At 57.9% G+C, this 14664-nt stretch carries 15 protein-coding genes; 12 read left to right on the forward strand and 3 right to left on the reverse strand.

Translation table 11 applies throughout. From position 1 onward, the window contains the following. Window positions 1–7 precede the first annotated feature (7 nt). The 3 genes from IPP88_24865 to IPP88_24875 all read right to left on the reverse strand — a co-directional run bounded on the left by IPP88_24865 (window position 8) and on the right by IPP88_24875 (window position 4760). Window positions 8–2131 carry an STAS domain-containing protein gene (locus tag IPP88_24865; GenBank protein MBL0125751.1) on the reverse strand — a complete coding sequence of 708 codons (2124 nt, stop codon included), beginning with the start codon at window positions 2129–2131 and terminating at the stop codon, window positions 8–10. Further along, window positions 2128–3846: a SulP family inorganic anion transporter gene (locus IPP88_24870; GenBank protein MBL0125752.1), complete on the reverse strand. Its 1719-nt coding sequence runs from the start codon at window positions 3844–3846 to the stop codon at window positions 2128–2130. Before IPP88_24870 ends, IPP88_24865 begins: the two co-directional genes overlap by 4 nt. Window positions 3847–4187: 341 nt before the next feature. After that, window positions 4188–4760, reverse strand: coding sequence for a DUF3365 domain-containing protein (locus tag IPP88_24875; protein MBL0125753.1), 573 nt, complete (start codon window positions 4758–4760; stop codon window positions 4188–4190). 294 nt (window positions 4761–5054) lie between these two features. Between IPP88_24875 and IPP88_24880 the strand changes: the two genes are divergently transcribed. The 12 genes from IPP88_24880 to IPP88_24935 all read left to right on the forward strand — a co-directional run. Continuing rightward, window positions 5055–5471 (forward strand): hypothetical protein, encoded by a 417-nt coding sequence (locus IPP88_24880; protein MBL0125754.1) that lies wholly within the window; start codon window positions 5055–5057, stop codon window positions 5469–5471. Next, complete coding sequence (locus IPP88_24885; protein ID MBL0125755.1) at window positions 5468–5662, forward strand: hypothetical protein; 195 nt, start codon at window positions 5468–5470, stop codon at window positions 5660–5662. The genes IPP88_24880 and IPP88_24885 overlap by 4 nt, the downstream gene beginning before the upstream one ends. Further along, complete coding sequence (locus IPP88_24890) at window positions 5659–6180, forward strand: metallophosphoesterase family protein (GenBank protein MBL0125756.1); 522 nt, start codon at window positions 5659–5661, stop codon at window positions 6178–6180. The genes IPP88_24885 and IPP88_24890 overlap by 4 nt, the downstream gene beginning before the upstream one ends. A 119-nt stretch (window positions 6181–6299) precedes the next feature. Next, window positions 6300–7580: a CoB--CoM heterodisulfide reductase iron-sulfur subunit A family protein gene (locus IPP88_24895; GenBank protein ID MBL0125757.1), complete on the forward strand. Its 1281-nt coding sequence runs from the start codon at window positions 6300–6302 to the stop codon at window positions 7578–7580. 1 nt (window position 7581) lies between these two features. Continuing rightward, the gene (locus tag IPP88_24900; protein MBL0125758.1) at window positions 7582–9786 is read left to right on the forward strand and encodes a hydrogenase iron-sulfur subunit; all 2205 of its coding nucleotides are present in this window, start codon (window positions 7582–7584) and stop codon (window positions 9784–9786) included. Then, window positions 9786–10427: a 4Fe-4S dicluster domain-containing protein gene (locus IPP88_24905; protein ID MBL0125759.1), complete on the forward strand. Its 642-nt coding sequence runs from the start codon at window positions 9786–9788 to the stop codon at window positions 10425–10427. The genes IPP88_24900 and IPP88_24905 overlap by 1 nt, the downstream gene beginning before the upstream one ends. Window positions 10428–10438: 11 nt before the next feature. Further along, complete coding sequence (locus IPP88_24910) at window positions 10439–11353, forward strand: CoB--CoM heterodisulfide reductase iron-sulfur subunit B family protein (GenBank protein ID MBL0125760.1); 915 nt, start codon at window positions 10439–10441, stop codon at window positions 11351–11353. Between the two features lie 359 nt (window positions 11354–11712). Continuing rightward, on the forward strand, window positions 11713–11994 hold the full coding sequence (locus IPP88_24915) for a type II toxin-antitoxin system RelE/ParE family toxin (protein MBL0125761.1): 282 nt from the start codon (window positions 11713–11715) through the stop codon (window positions 11992–11994). 52 nt (window positions 11995–12046) lie between these two features. Further along, a complete protein-coding gene (locus tag IPP88_24920; GenBank protein ID MBL0125762.1) occupies window positions 12047–12352 on the forward strand; it encodes a HigA family addiction module antidote protein in 306 nt (101 codons plus the stop codon). 750 nt (window positions 12353–13102) lie between these two features. Then, complete coding sequence (locus IPP88_24925; protein MBL0125763.1) at window positions 13103–13441, forward strand: hypothetical protein; 339 nt, start codon at window positions 13103–13105, stop codon at window positions 13439–13441. 86 nt (window positions 13442–13527) lie between these two features. Continuing rightward, window positions 13528–14115: a hypothetical protein gene (locus tag IPP88_24930; protein ID MBL0125764.1), complete on the forward strand. Its 588-nt coding sequence runs from the start codon at window positions 13528–13530 to the stop codon at window positions 14113–14115. A 3-nt stretch (window positions 14116–14118) separates the two neighbouring features. Continuing rightward, window positions 14119–14664: hypothetical protein (locus IPP88_24935; GenBank protein MBL0125765.1), on the forward strand; the 546-nt coding region annotated here is incomplete at its 3' end.

Raw genomic sequence — 14664 nt, forward strand, 5'->3', positions numbered from 1 at the left:
TATCGTTTTACGGGTGTGGCATGTTGGCTGGATTCAGCGGGTCATCCTTCCCGGCTTCGCCAAGCCACCGGCAGATGGCGGCAAGCGCCATGTCTTCGTTCGGAAAGATATGCGTCTGTCCAATGTCCTCGAACAATCCGGTGCGATGCATCACATCCAGCACTTGTTTCTTCAGGCCGGAAAACACGAGCGTGATGCCGTAATCGCGTAGCCGCTCGTGCAATTGCCTGACGATGTCCTCGCCTGATGCATCGAGATTGTTGATGCCGTTGCCGACGATCAATACATACTTTGCGGCCGGCTTCGTTGCCACGGCATCCAGCACGGCGTCCTCGAAATAGGCCATGTTGGCAAAATACAATTGGCCGTCGAAACGCACCGGCACCACATGTTCGCTGGTCAGCATTTCCGGATGGACCTTCACGTCGCGCAGCGTGCCGTCGGTGTAACGCCCCAACCGGGCCACGCGCGGCTTCATCGAGCGATACAGGAAGAGCAAGATGGCGACAGCGGCGCCGAGCAGAATGCCATTGTCCAAATGCGGCGCGAAGGCCAATGTCGCCACGAACGTTACGCCGGCGGCAATGCCGTCATGTTTATGCACTTGCCAAGCGTGCTTGATCGCCGAAAAATTGATCAGGCCGATCACTGCCATGATGATGACCGCAGCCAGCACCGCCTGAGGCAGGTGATATAGCAATGGCGTCAGAAACAGCAGCGTCAGCAGTACGATGACACTGGCGAACACTGACGACAGGCCGGTCCTGGCATTGGCGTTGAGATTGACCGCGGAACGCGAGAATGAGCCGCTCACCGGAAAAGAATGACTGAGGCTGCCTACCAGGTTCGCCAAACCCTGGCCGAGCAATTCCTGATTCGGATCGATCCGCTGCCTGGTCTTGGCGGCCATTGCCTTGGCAATGGAGATTGCTTCCATGAAACCAACCAGGGAAATGACCAGCGCGCTGGAAAACAACAGTCCAATGTCATTCCAGCGCAGGGTCGGAAGGGAAAGTTCCGGCAGCCCGGCAGGAATGCGACCCACGACCTCTCCGCCGCCGATCAACTTCAATTCACCTTCGCCCAGTTTGCCGATGCGCCAACGATATCCATCCGATGTCTCGCCGGCCGGAACTTGCCCGGCGAGATAGAGTTTGGGTTTGCCGCGCTCTTGCGCGGGTACTTGCTCGAAGATGAATTCGCGCAGCGAACGGCTGTTCTTGCGCTTCTCGTTTTCGGCGTTGCCCAGTTCCAGTTGCAGCAGTTCGATCTCGTAACGCACCGCCGCGACCTGCTGGCCGGTCACGCCCCGTTTCTGGGCCTGTTTCAGGTCCGCGACATGCCGGTTAACCTGTTCTTTCAACCGCGCGATATGCGATTCTGTCTTCATGAATTCACTCGCCAGGAAGCTGACTTCGCCATTCATGATGTATTCCACGCGGCTGGTGCTGTTGTGCTCGAAGGCGATGCCCCAGCTCACCAGCGTCGACAGCGCGACCGCAACCAGGACATTGGGCAACTTTGGCGTGAAGCGCTTCATGCCGATCATGATGACGAAGGCACCGACGCCCATCATCAAAGTCGGTAGATGCGTCTCACCGACTTGTTGGAGCATTCCCCAGACGTCCTGCAGGAAATGTTCGCTGCGTCCAATGGAAATGCCGAACAGTTTGTTGAGCTGGGACATGCCGATGATGATTGCGGCGGCATTGGTGAAACCGACGATAACCGGATGCGACAGGAAGTTGACCACGATGCCCAGCTTGAACGCACCAAGCGTCAACTGAATCAAACCGACCAGCAGTGCAAGTAGCACGGCGAGCGCGATGAACTGCTCCGAGCCGGAAGCGGCCAGTGGAGCAAGTGCCGATGCCGTCAACAATGACACCACCGCCACGGGTCCGGTGGCAAGCTGTGCGGATGATCCCCAAAGCGCGGCAATCATGCCGGGCAGGAATGCCGCATACAGTCCATAGAAGGGTGGCAGACCCGCCAGCTGGGCGTAGGCCATGGATTGCGGAACGAGTACCAGGGCCACGGTGAGGCCCGCGATCAGATCGGCCGTTAGCGTCTCGCGCCGCAATGGCCACCATGAAACAAAGGGGAAAAGGCGGCCGATTCGACCATTCATGATCTGGGTTCACCGTCCGGCAGCTTGTCGTGACACTCGGTGAAGATTCGTGTCTTGCAAGTTCGGCAGATCTCCGAATCGAGCGTGGAATAGATGGGTTTGATCCAGTTCGACATCGCCGGAAAGAATCCGCCCGCGCCGATGTCGTGCAACTTGTCGGCCTTGCGCAGAAAATTGTAGATGGCGTTATTGCACCGATAGAAATACAAGCCGCCGCCCAGGTTGCGGCGCCGTCGTGCCTCCTGCGCCAGCATCTCAGCGCCAGCTACATCAACGAAATTGATGCCATGCGCGAGGATCATCACGGACTTCTGGTGCGGGTTGATCTCGTCGATCTGCATCAGCCCATCGCGCACATAATCCACGGCGCCGAAGAAAATTGAACCGTTGATACGCGCGATGCGAAACTGCGGACATTCGGGATGTCCCTTCGCGTCGACGAAGTGATATGCGCCTTCCTCACTGGCAGGTACGCAGGGCACGAGGGATGGCCTGGAAACACGATAAAGATAGAGTGACAACGAGAGCAGAATGCCGAAGAAAATGCCTTTTTCCAGGTCGATCACGGTACCGACCAATGTGACCCACAAGATCACGGCTTCGGCCCGGCTAATTCTGGTGATCTCGGCGATGTGATGAAAATCGATGAGTCCCCAGGCCACCAGGAACAGGATACCCGCCATTGCCGCCGTTGGCAGGTAGGAAGCCAGGGGGGCCACCAGCAACAGGACAAGAATCAGAAATATCGATGCGAAAACCGTCGCCAGTGGCGTCTGCGCGCCCGCCGCGTAGTTGACACCACTGCGGTTAAACGAGCCGGACGAGGCGTAAGCGGAAAAGAAACTGCCGATCAGATTCGACAATCCTTGCCCGATGAATTCCTGGTTACCGTCGATCCGCTGTTCGGATTTCACGGCAATGGAGCGTGAAATGGAGACCGCCTCGGTCAAGGCCAGCATGGTGACGACCAATGCCGGAAACAGCACTTTGTGGAGGGTTGTGTAGGAGAAATCCGGCATTGAAAATGGGGGCAGGCCGGCCGATAGCGCGCCCACGGTTTTGATCTGGGTGACGGCGGCGCCAAATTCGCGGTTGACGAGGTAGGCGACGACACTGCCGATGACCATCGCCACGATCATATAGGGCAGTTTGGGAATGAACTTCTTCGCCGCGATTCCCGCGGCCAGCGTGACCGCGCCCACCGCGCAGACGTAGGGATTGATGTTACCGGCCTGCAGGAACAGTTGCTCGATCACAACATGAAATGACGCACCGCGCGCGATGTCGAGGCCAAAGAAATTCTTTACCTGGCTGGCCGCGATCAGCAGCGCGGCACCCGCCGTGAATCCGATAACCACCGTATGCGAGATGAAATTGACCAGTACGCCCATGCGTGCCAGCCCCAGGATCAACTGGAACAACCCGGTCAGAAAGGTCAGCGTTAATACCATGCTGATGAACTGTGGTGAACCTGGATCGGCGAGCGGGCTCATGGCGGCGAACACCGCGATGGAAATGGCAGTGGTCGGGCCTGAAACCAGATGCCAGCTCGATCCGAACAGGGCGGCAATGATGGCCGGCACCATCGCGGCGTAGAGGCCGTATTCCGGAGGCATTCCGGCGATGGTGGCAAAGGCCACTCCCTGCGGTAACACGATCAGTGCGCCGGTGAGTCCGGCGATCAGGTCGGCGCGAATGGATGGGCGATCCACCATGTGCTTCCATTGCATGAAGGGAAACAGACGGTACAGCCGGTATTTGCGTGATTGGTGAACCATGTGAGTGTTGAATCATCCCACCGTCAGGCAGGAGAGTGTCTTGTGGATGCCTGGCTTGCTGGAAATAAAACCATCGCTGCGCCGCAATCTGATATTTTCAAGTATAGACGTCACACCGGGCAGCATGGCGATTGAATAAATCCTTGATGCCGGATCGGCAAGGAAGCGCCGACGTTACAAGAAAGACAAAGTAGTTTGCCCACGTGAAATAGCGGGGCCAACACGGCCGGCTGGCAATGAGGATGCCGCAATGAGTTGATCTGTGTCAGGAAACGACCTTACATGTTCCTGCGAATCGTCATGGCGCCGCGAATCTGGCCTATGGAGTAGCCAACTCCCTTGTCACCGGGATACCGCGTTTGCAACTGCGCGGTGACCTCGGGCGCGAGCGTTTCAGGCGCACCATGACATGACAAGCAAATTTGTTGGACGGGAAGGGCGCGCATATAGCGATATTCTTTCTTGTCGCCACTTGCCACGACGTCCCACTTTTCCAGTGTCGCGGGACTTTCGCCTGCCGCCGCGCGGCGGTCAAAATCTTCCAGTGCCGCGCGTTCCCAGGTATCGGGAATTGCCTTGGGATTGCGGTTGCGCAGGCTCACGCGGCGTATGGTCCAACCTGACTGTTCCGAGGCGGCCTTGGCCATTTGCGGCGCCTTCTCGCTGCATACGCCGATGGCGGATTGTGGCCCGCCCTTGGCAATTTCTTCAGTGAGTACCTGCAGCAGTTTGGGCGGCACGGAACTGGCAGTCTTGCGTGCATCATTCAGCCACTGCGCTTCGTCGGCAATTGCGTCGGCGGCGGCAAAGGCAGCCGCAAAAAGAGTCAGGGTCAGGGTGATTTTGCGCATGGGAATTTCACTATTGGGAGATTTGGCTGAAGACAATCTAAAGAGCGCATCACGAGAGGGAAATCAACAGCGTACTCCCATATATGGCCGGCTGGGCTGCCGCATCGACAGTCGACGCCATTCCGGCAGGATGCGATTCACATACTGATTGCACTAGAAAAACGCCTGCAAGACCATACTCCGAACGGGTAATCCGAATGGGTAGGTGACTTATTGGTGTGCGAGGCGAACAATGATCGTTGTCGTGCGCCCCTGGTAAAGGCGGCGCGCCACTTTCCGAATCGAGGCCATGCCGTGAATGCAATTGTTGCCGATTTCACCGAGGCAGAACGCGAACTGGTCGCGGATATTTTGCAGGAGCGCTACCTCAAGACGCTTCTGCCGGAACCGGCCGACAGTGAGCTGAAGCTCGACCCCGCCAGCGACGACCTGACCATTTGCCCGACGCTCTACTGGAAAGAGCGCGGCGCGCATTTTGTGGTCTGCAAGGTGGCGGATGGCCAATATCGTTGCCAGTTTTTCTACGCCGATGCCGACCATTACGGAACAGGCCAGGATGAATACACGGACCTGCGTCATTGTGTGCTGACGCTGCTGCGGGTCCAGGCGGACCATGAAGCGCAGAGCGCCGGCATTTCCAGTGAGGCAACCGCTGCGGAATTAGCGAATGGCCACGGTGACGATGAATATCATGGCCCGGTCGTGATATGACTCTCGACCGGGCGCGTCAGTTGCTCGAAACACAGGCCGACTTTGGCGGCGGTTACAACCGTCATGGTACGCGGCTGATCCTCGCCGAGGTCGCGCGCGAACATGGGCAGGATGCGGCTGACGGCCTGATTCGCGAACTCGACCTTGAACGTGTGTTCGGCATAGCGCCCGGCACACAGATCGCGCCATGAAAATTTGTGTCGTTTCCGACAGTCATGATCGAGCACCGATGCTCGCGGCAGCGGTTGCCGCCGCGAAGGAAGCCGGTGCTGAGGCCGTCGTACACTGCGGTGACCTGATCGGGGCGATGACGTTGCGCCCGCTGATTCAGATTGGCTTGCCCGTCCATGTGGTGCATGGCAACAATCTCGGCGACCCGGTCGCGATGTGGAATTTATGCCGCACATCGGGCGGACTGATCACTTATCACGGGCCCGACATCGATTTGCAGATGGGCGGACGCCGTTTGTTTGCCACGCACTATCCGCACTACGGTCGCGGCCTGGCGTGCACGGGTGACTACGATATCGTCTGCTGCGGTCATTCCCATGTCGCCAGCGTGGTGCAACAGCCGACCATCATCGGCGGCATGACATGGCTGTTGAACCCCGGGAGCGTGGGCGGTCTTGGCGCCCCGGCGACCTGGCTGCTGGCGGATCTCGCCACGCTCGATTTCCAGATTCGGCAATTGGACTACCCCAATGGGTAATGTCTTCTACGCCCTGTTTTGTTTACCATAGACCCAACGTGTTGCCAGAAGAATGGCGGGCGCAAGCGTACGCAAGGTAATCGAAACACCCTCGTAACCTGTAATGTTGTGGAGGATTCATGACAGAAACTATCGCGACCAGCCAGACGATTCTCGTGGTGGGCGGTGGCGTCAGCGGCATGACGGCGGCGCTTGAAGCGGCGGAATGCGGACGAGAGGTGGTACTCGTTGAGCGCAGTCCCACCCTGGGTGGGCGCACCGCCATGCTGTACCGGTATTTCCCGAAGATGTGTCACCCGACCTGCGGGCTTGAGATCAATCTGCGGCGACTGAAAGCCAACCGCAATGTGCGGGTAATTACGATGGCGGAAGTGGTTGGCATCAAGGGCGAGCGCGGCGCCTACACCGCCACCTTGAAAATCCGCCCGCGCTACGTCAATGAAAACTGCACTGCCTGTGGTGATTGCGCGAAAGCAGTCAGCAGCGAAATCCCGAATCCCTATAACTACGGTCTCGATAAAATCAAGGCCGCGCACCTGCCGCACGCGATGGCGTATCCGCAGCGCTATGTGCTTGATCCGTCGATCATTGGCACGGACGAAGCCGACAAAGCGTACGCCGCCTGCAAGGCCGAGGCGATTGACCTGTCGATGCTGGAAGAGACAATCGAACTCCCGGTCGGCGCGGTGGTTTGGGCGACCGGCTGGAAACCTTATGACGCAGCGAAGATCCAGCCCTACGGCTACGGGCTCTATCCCGATGTCATCACCAGCGTCGAGTTCGAGCGGCTGGCCGATCCGGCAGGCCCAACCGGTGGCAAATTGCGGCGTCCCTCGGACGGCAAGGAAGCGAAAAACATTGCGTTCATTCAGTGTGCCGGTTCGCGAGACGAGAACCACTTGCGCCATTGCTCGCGCATATGCTGCATGGCCTCGCTGAAGCAGACGCAGTATGTGCGCGAAGCGCATGGCGACGCGGCGAAATCGACCATCTACTACATCGACATCCGCGCTATCGACCGCTTCGAGGATTTTTACCAAAACGTCCAGAAGGATTCGACCGTCACCTTCGTCAAATCGAAAGTGGCGCGCATCGAACAAGCGGTGAATGGCGACCCGATTCTGCACGGCGTGGATACCGAGGGCTATCACCGCTATGCCACCCCGCACGATCTGGTGGTGCTCGCGATTGGCATGGAGCCGGAATCCAACGGGATCGCGCTACCGGACGACATCGTCACGGATTCCTCGGGATTCATCGAGGGTTCGGCCGACGGCGGCATGCTCGGTGCGGGTTCGGCGTCGAGTCCGCTCGATGTCAATCGTTCGGTGCAAAGCGCCACCGGCGCGGCACTGCGCGCGATCAAGGTCATACACCAGACAGCCGGGGAGGTAGCTTAACGTGGCGGACAACAAATTTGGCGCATACCTTTGCGCGGGCTGTGGACTCGGAGAGGCGCTCGATCTCGGCACGATGGAAAAGATCGCGCAGAAGGAAGGCAAGATGCAGGTGGTCAAGCGTCACGACCTGCTTTGCAGTGCCGCGGGCGTACAAACGATCCGCGACGATATCGAGAAAGAAGGCGTCACGCATGTGATGATCGGCGCCTGCTCGCGCCGCGCCAAGACCGAGGCGTTCAATTTCCCCGGCATCGCGATGGCGCGCGCCAACTTGCGCGAAGGCGTGCTGTGGATCGTCGCCGAGGGTGACGCGCACGACGAAGTGCGGCAGGAAATGGCCGATGATTACGTGCGCATGGGTTGTGCCGAACTGAAGAAGATGAAGGTGCCGGGCGGCAATCCGGATCGCGGTGCCAATAAACGTATCCTCGTGGTCGGCGGCGGTGTGTCGGGCCTGACGGCGGCGATCGAATCGGCCGAAACCGGCTACGACGTTTTGATCGTGGAAAAGGCGCACGAACTGGGTGGCTGGGCGGCGAAGCTCTGGAAGCGCGTACCGTTTCGCGAGCCTTATGCCGAGCCGCAGGCTACCGGCGTTGGTGAATTGATTGCGCGGGTCATGGCCCATCCACGCATCAAAGTTCACCTTGGATCGTCGCTTGCGGAGACCGCCGGTGCACCGGGCAAATTCGCGGTCAAAATCGCGCAGGAAAGCGGCACGGTTAGTGAGGAGATCGTCGGCGCGATCATTCAGGCCAGCGGCTTCTCAACTTACGACATCGCCAAGCTGCCTGAACTGGGCGGTGGCTTGCCTGGCGTGATCGATCAAGCCGGTCTTGAAGCACTTGCTGTCGCGGCGAAGGGCGGGCCGATCAAGCGCGCCGATGGCCGCGAGGTGCAGAGTGTTGTGTTCGTGCAGTGCGCCGGCCAGCGCGATGAATCGGGCACCCATTTGCCGTATTGCTCCGGCCATTGCTGCGCGACCAGCGTCAAGCAGGCGATGTATTTCAAGGATGCCAATCCGGGCGTTGATACGGCGATCATTTACACGGACCTTCGTATGCCCGGCATGGGTGAGGACTTCTACCGTAGCGCGCAGTTGAAGGGCGTGACTTTCACCAAAGGCAAGGTCAGTAAAGTCACTACCGACGGTAGCGGTTGCTCGGTGAACTTCCGCGACTTGATCCTGGATGAGGATGCGGTCGTTGCCGCCGATCTGGTGGTACTCGCCACTGGGCAAGTGCCGAATTCCGGCGTGAACATCGATATTCCTGAAGATCAGCAGCCGGAAGTCAAACCCATTTCCATCCTGAACCTGACCTATCGCCAAGGCAAGGATCTGCCGCAACTCAAGCATGGATTGACTGACTCGCACTTCATCTGCTTTCCGTACGAGACGCGCCGGACCGGCATTTACGCGGCCGGCCCGGTGCGTCGTCCGATGGATATGCAGCAAGCCATCGATGATTCCACCGGCGCTGCGCTGAAGGCGATCCAGGCCGTCGAAAACGCAGAGCAAGGTCGCGCCGCGCATCCGCGCTCGGGCGATTTGTCGTACCCGATCGTGCGGCTCGAAGGCTGCACGCAGTGCAAGCGCTGCACGGTCGAATGTCCGTTCGGCGCGATCGACGAAGACGAACGGCGCTTCCCGGTATTCAATGAATCGCGTTGCCGCCGTTGCGGAACCTGTATGGGCGCCTGCCCGGTGCGCGTGATTTCTTTCGAAAACTACTCGGTGGACACCGTCGGCAGCCAGATCAAGTCGCTCGACATGCCCGACGAGTTTTCCGAGCGGCCACGCATCCTGCTGCTCGCCTGCGAGAATGATGCCTATCCCGCGCTCGATATGGCGGGCATGTCGCGCACGGTCTACTCGGCGTTCGTGCGCGCGATACCCGTGCGCTGCCTTGGCTCGGTGAATTCGATCTGGATAACCGATGCCCTCAACAGCGGCTGGGACGGCGTGATGATGATGGGCTGCAAGAAGGGCGACGATTACCAGTGCCACTTCGTGAAGGGCTCGGAACTCGCGCACTACCGCATGAGCAAGATCGACGACACGCTCAAACAGTTAGGGCTGGAAAAGGAACGCGTGGCAAGCTATGAAGTTGCGATTACGGACAGCCAGCGGGTGGCGGCACTGATCGACGAGTATGCAGCCAAGATCAAGGAAATCGGCATGTCGCCGTTGAAGGGGTTCGCATAATGAAAGCCTTGCCGACCACAATTACCAAAGACAACAGCGCGACGTCGATCTTTTACCGTAACAACTTCCTCGCCGAAGTCGAGGCGCACGTCGAGGATGGCGAGTGGGTCAAGATGTGCATGCAGTGCGGCGTGTGCGCGGGATCCTGCCCGCTGGGCCAGCATTGGCAACATTCGCCACAGAAAATCTTCATGATGATCCGCGCCGGCAAACGCGAGGAATTGCTCACGTCCGACGCGATGTGGATGTGCACGTCCTGCTATAACTGCATGGCGCGCTGCCCACGCAAGTTGCCGATCACGCACATCATCCACGGCATTGCCAGCTACGCGCACAAGCTGGGGCTGGTGCCAAAGATGCAGCCGACGCGCCACTTCTCCATCCTGTTCTGGAACAACTGCATCAAGACCGGCCGGGTGAACGAGCTAAAGCTGACGATGGGCCTGTACTTTCGCGATGGCCTGATTTCCGGCATCAAGAAGGGCTGGAACATGCGCAACATCGCGCTGGGCCTGGTGTTCGCGAAGCGGCTTAATCCGTTCGAACTTTTCGGCGGACACCAATGTAAAGATAAGAAGGGCATCGCCGCGATACTGAAAAAAGCGCGCGAAATCGAACAGCGCAAACACGCAACGCATTGAGGAAACCGATCATGGCCAAAAAAGAATACGCGTTCTATCCCGGCTGCTCGTCGCAACTCAAAGCCTCCGCCGCCAATTACCTGACTTCGGTCGAATCGATGTGCAAGACGCTCGACGTCAAGCTGACGCCGATCCCCGACTGGAATTGCTGCAGCGCCTCGATCAGCTACGCCGACGGCAGCGAACTCGAGCGGCTGGTACTGAATGCCCGCAACTTCGCGCTCTCGCAAACGCACCTGCCGGGCCAGGACATCGTCGCCACTTGCGCAGCGTGCTGGCTCAATGCGCGCGAATCCAAGGAAAAACTCGACGGCAGCGCGCAATTGATTGCCGACACCAACGAGGCGCTGAAAGAAGCCGGACTTGTGTACAAAAGCGGTACCGCGGTGCGCCATATGGTCGAAGTGCTGATCGAGGATTTTGGCTACGATGAACTGCAGAAGCCGGTGGTGAAACCGCTGGAAGGCATCAAGTTCGCCGGTTACGTCGGCTGCCAGACCAACCGCCCGTTCGGCGTGGCCGGCGAGTCATTCGAAAACCCGATGTACCTCGACAAAATGGTCGAAACCGTTGGCGGCGAAGCGCTGACGAAGTACGACCAGAAAGTGGCGTGTTGCGGTGGCGCGCTGGCGTTCTCCGAGCCGGAAAAAAGTCAGAAGCAAATCCGCGACATCGTCGAATCCGCCTACGATTTCGGCGCCGACATGATCGTCACGCCGTGCCCGCTCTGCCAGGCCAACGTCGAGGTGTATCAGGCCGAGATCAACCGCACCCAAGGCACCAAGCTCAATATGCCGGTGCTGTACTACTCGCAACTCATGACGGTGGCCTACGGCGGCACCGTGAAGGAAGCGGGGCTCGACGGGCACCTAATCCAGCCGAAGAAGCTGCAGGAGATTGCAGTGAAGGTGGTGGCGAAGAAGTAGTTCGCTTCGCTTGCGGGAAGGTTTCGCCAATTCCCACTGAAGGACCTCCAATGAACACTGTCGTACCGGCGCACAACCACAAGCGTTGCGCCGGGCCGGTACCCAAGTTTTGTAGAACTGCGACACATCGATAAAATAGGGCCCCGGCCTCCGCCGCGGAGACAAAACGCTAATAGCGAACGTCCGCTGCCAATACCAAACTCAAGCACTGGCGCGCCTTCGCGCCGTAAAATGTCCTGAACTGCCCGCCAAATGGCGATCTACGTGACATTCTGCTGTGAAAACTTGGTTGGATGTGATACCAGCAAATCCGTGACACTGGCCTTGACGTTGCTATCGATAGTCGATAGTATTCATGCATGATTCGATCATTTGCTGACAAAGTCACCGAGTCCATTTGGAATCGAGAGTTTGTAAAGGGCGTAGCCAACCCTGTTGCAAAGACCGCGTACAGAAAGTTGTTTCAACTCCACACGGCAACACGTTTGGCCGACCTCAACATTCCGCCAGCAAATCGGTTGGAAGCGCTCAAAGGCGACCGAAAGGGGCAATGGAGCATCCGAATCAATGACCAATTTCGGCTTTGCTTCACATGGCAGGATGGTGATGTCCATGACGTCGAGTTTGTTGACTATCACTGATATTTGATCAAGCCTGCAGGACTACACAGACCAACTCAAGGAGCCACACCACATGGCCACGCGAAAAATACCACTCGTGACACCTGGCGAGGTGTTGCGCAATGACTTCCTCGATCCGATGGGCATCTCTGCTTACCGCTTGGCGGCGGACACGGGCATGACGCAAACCCGCGTCAAGGAAATTCTCGATGGAACACGTAGCGTGACGGCCGATGCCGCGCTCCGTCTGGGTCGTTTCTTCGGTACCGATGCGCAGTGGTGGCTGAACATGCAGGCGTACTACGATTTGGAAAAAACCAAAGCAGAAAATGGTCGTGAGATTGCGCGGGCGGTGAAGCCTTGGCAACAGGCTGCGTAGTGCGCTTTGGCAAATTGGTGTGCGACAGGCGATGCGGGTGGGAAATTCGAGCCTGGAACCTTTTTGGGAACCTTTTTGAGGCCGAGATCAACCGCACCCAAGGCACCAAGCTCAACATGCCGGTGCTGTACTACTCGCAACTCATGACGGTTGCCTACGGCGGCACCGTGAAGGAAGCAGGGCTCGATGGGCACCTGATCCAGCCGAAGAAGCTGCAGGAGCTTGCGTTGAAGGCGGTGGCGAAGAAGTAGGTCGCCGCGGTCGTCGCCTGCGCATGTGCTTCTCATTGGGGAATTCTTAAAAGTTGTCGTCCCGGATCCAGTCCGGGACCCAAGTTTCACTGCGTATCATCCGGCCCCAGACTTTGTTACCTCGCGAACGCAACCTGATGGTTCGCACCAGGGCGACAACGCATGCGGTTTCGAACGCCCGCTGTCAATGCGAAACGCAAGCACTGGCGCGCCTTCCAGCCATAAAATGCTCCGAAATGCCCGCCAAATGGCGATCTGTGCGTTTGGCTGCGATGATTCGGTGAAATAGAAATAAATTCAAGCTGGAGCCCAGTGTACTTATGGGACCTAAAAGCCATAAATCTCCATTCTGGTTTGTTAACGGAAGTTGTCGACACGCCAATAGGCGCAAAATAGCGTCTCTCGTGGCGTTATCCTCCGCTAATTGGCAACGGTATCGCGTTGCTCTTTGGCTTTCTGGTTCCGAGACCAACTTTGGATTCAAGTGAGGTATTCAAGTATGGAACTGCTTGTCCGAGAGAAACACGAAGATGAGGTTGAGCAGGAAGTTACGCAGCGTGATCAGTTCAACACGGATGAGGTAACGCTGGTTGCAACGATTGTCCGTGAGCCCCACCAGAACTCGCTCGATGCCAAGCAGCCAGGTTCAGCCGAACCAGTGCGCACGCGGTTTCGTTTTCACGACGCGAAGGACTCGGACGCGCGGTATTTTCTTGACCTTTTCAGTGAACTCAGACCGCACCTTGGCGCCAGCGATGTCGACCTCGATGGCGTGGATTTCAGAAAGCCGCGAATTCTTGTTATAGAGGATTTCGGAACGACTGGTCTTTCGGGCTAGTTCGATAACTCGAATGATCTGTCGCCATTCAATGACTTCTGGCGCCGCATCGGCGCCTCGCACAAAGGCGGCGCGGCTGGTGGCCGATGGGGCCTTGGAAAACTGGTGTTCTCAAGCGCCTCCCGAATCAGAACGTTTTTCGGGCTGACCATTCGACAGGAGGACCCGGACCGTACGCCGCTTCTGATGGGGCAATCGGTACTGAAGACCCATGTCGTGAGCGGCGTCAAATATGCACCACACATTTTTTTGGCCGCTCAGGGTCGAAGAAATTGCAGTTACCGGACATCGATCAAACGACGGTTCAACAATTTCGAAGCGCGTTCGGTATCACGCGAGAGCATGAGCCTGGACTGTCGATTGCAGTGCCGTTTGCGTTGGATGACATTACGCCCGAGGCCCTGGTTCCCGAAGTAATAAAGAACTATTTTTTTCCGATACTTACGGGGAAGTTGATTGTTGAAGTCGGCGACACTTTGATTGACGCGGATACCTTTGACGATGTTGCCGCCAACTGCTTGGCGGGTAGCGCAATGGCAAACCGTGAACTTATGGCATTCATTCGGCGCGTCCACAAAGCGCCGGCACCTGACGCAGTCCTGCGGGATGGCTGGGCAGAAATAGGTAGTATGGGTTTGGCACTCGATCCTGGTCAACTAACGGCGCTACGCTAAAAATTGGCTTTCATCGCCGACCTTGTCCACGTTCGTGTGCCCATCTCGATTCGGCGTCAAACGGGCGAAGCCTGTGCCACATCGTTTGACCTTTACCTGCAGAAGGCGCCTGATGGCGTGAAGACTGAGTCGCTCTTTGTACGGGGTGCGATCACGGTGCCGGAAGAGAGCAGGTATTTTCGTGGACGCAATGTTTTTGGCGCGCTTGTTGCAGCGCACGAAGACATCGCGGAGTTTCTGGGCGATGCTGAGAATCCAGCGCACACGCGCTGGAACGGTAACGCAGACAAGCTAAAGCGAAAATGGAAATCTCCCACCGCCCGGCTCTCGGAGATTCGCCATAGCCTGGAAACCCTTTATAACCTTCTTGCACAGGCGATCGAGAGCGAGGAACCGGATGCATTGATTGATATTTTTTCGATTGAAGGCCCGGCATCAACTGTAAAAGCGGGCGTCTGCTGGCCCAACGCCGCCTCCACCCATGCCGGACATCCCGGCTTCGCGGAAGTTGTATCGGATTGTGGATCGGCGGGGAGGCTTCTCGATACG

This window comes from Betaproteobacteria bacterium (assembly GCA_016720925.1).
Lineage (GTDB): Bacteria > Pseudomonadota > Gammaproteobacteria > Burkholderiales > Usitatibacteraceae > UKL13-2.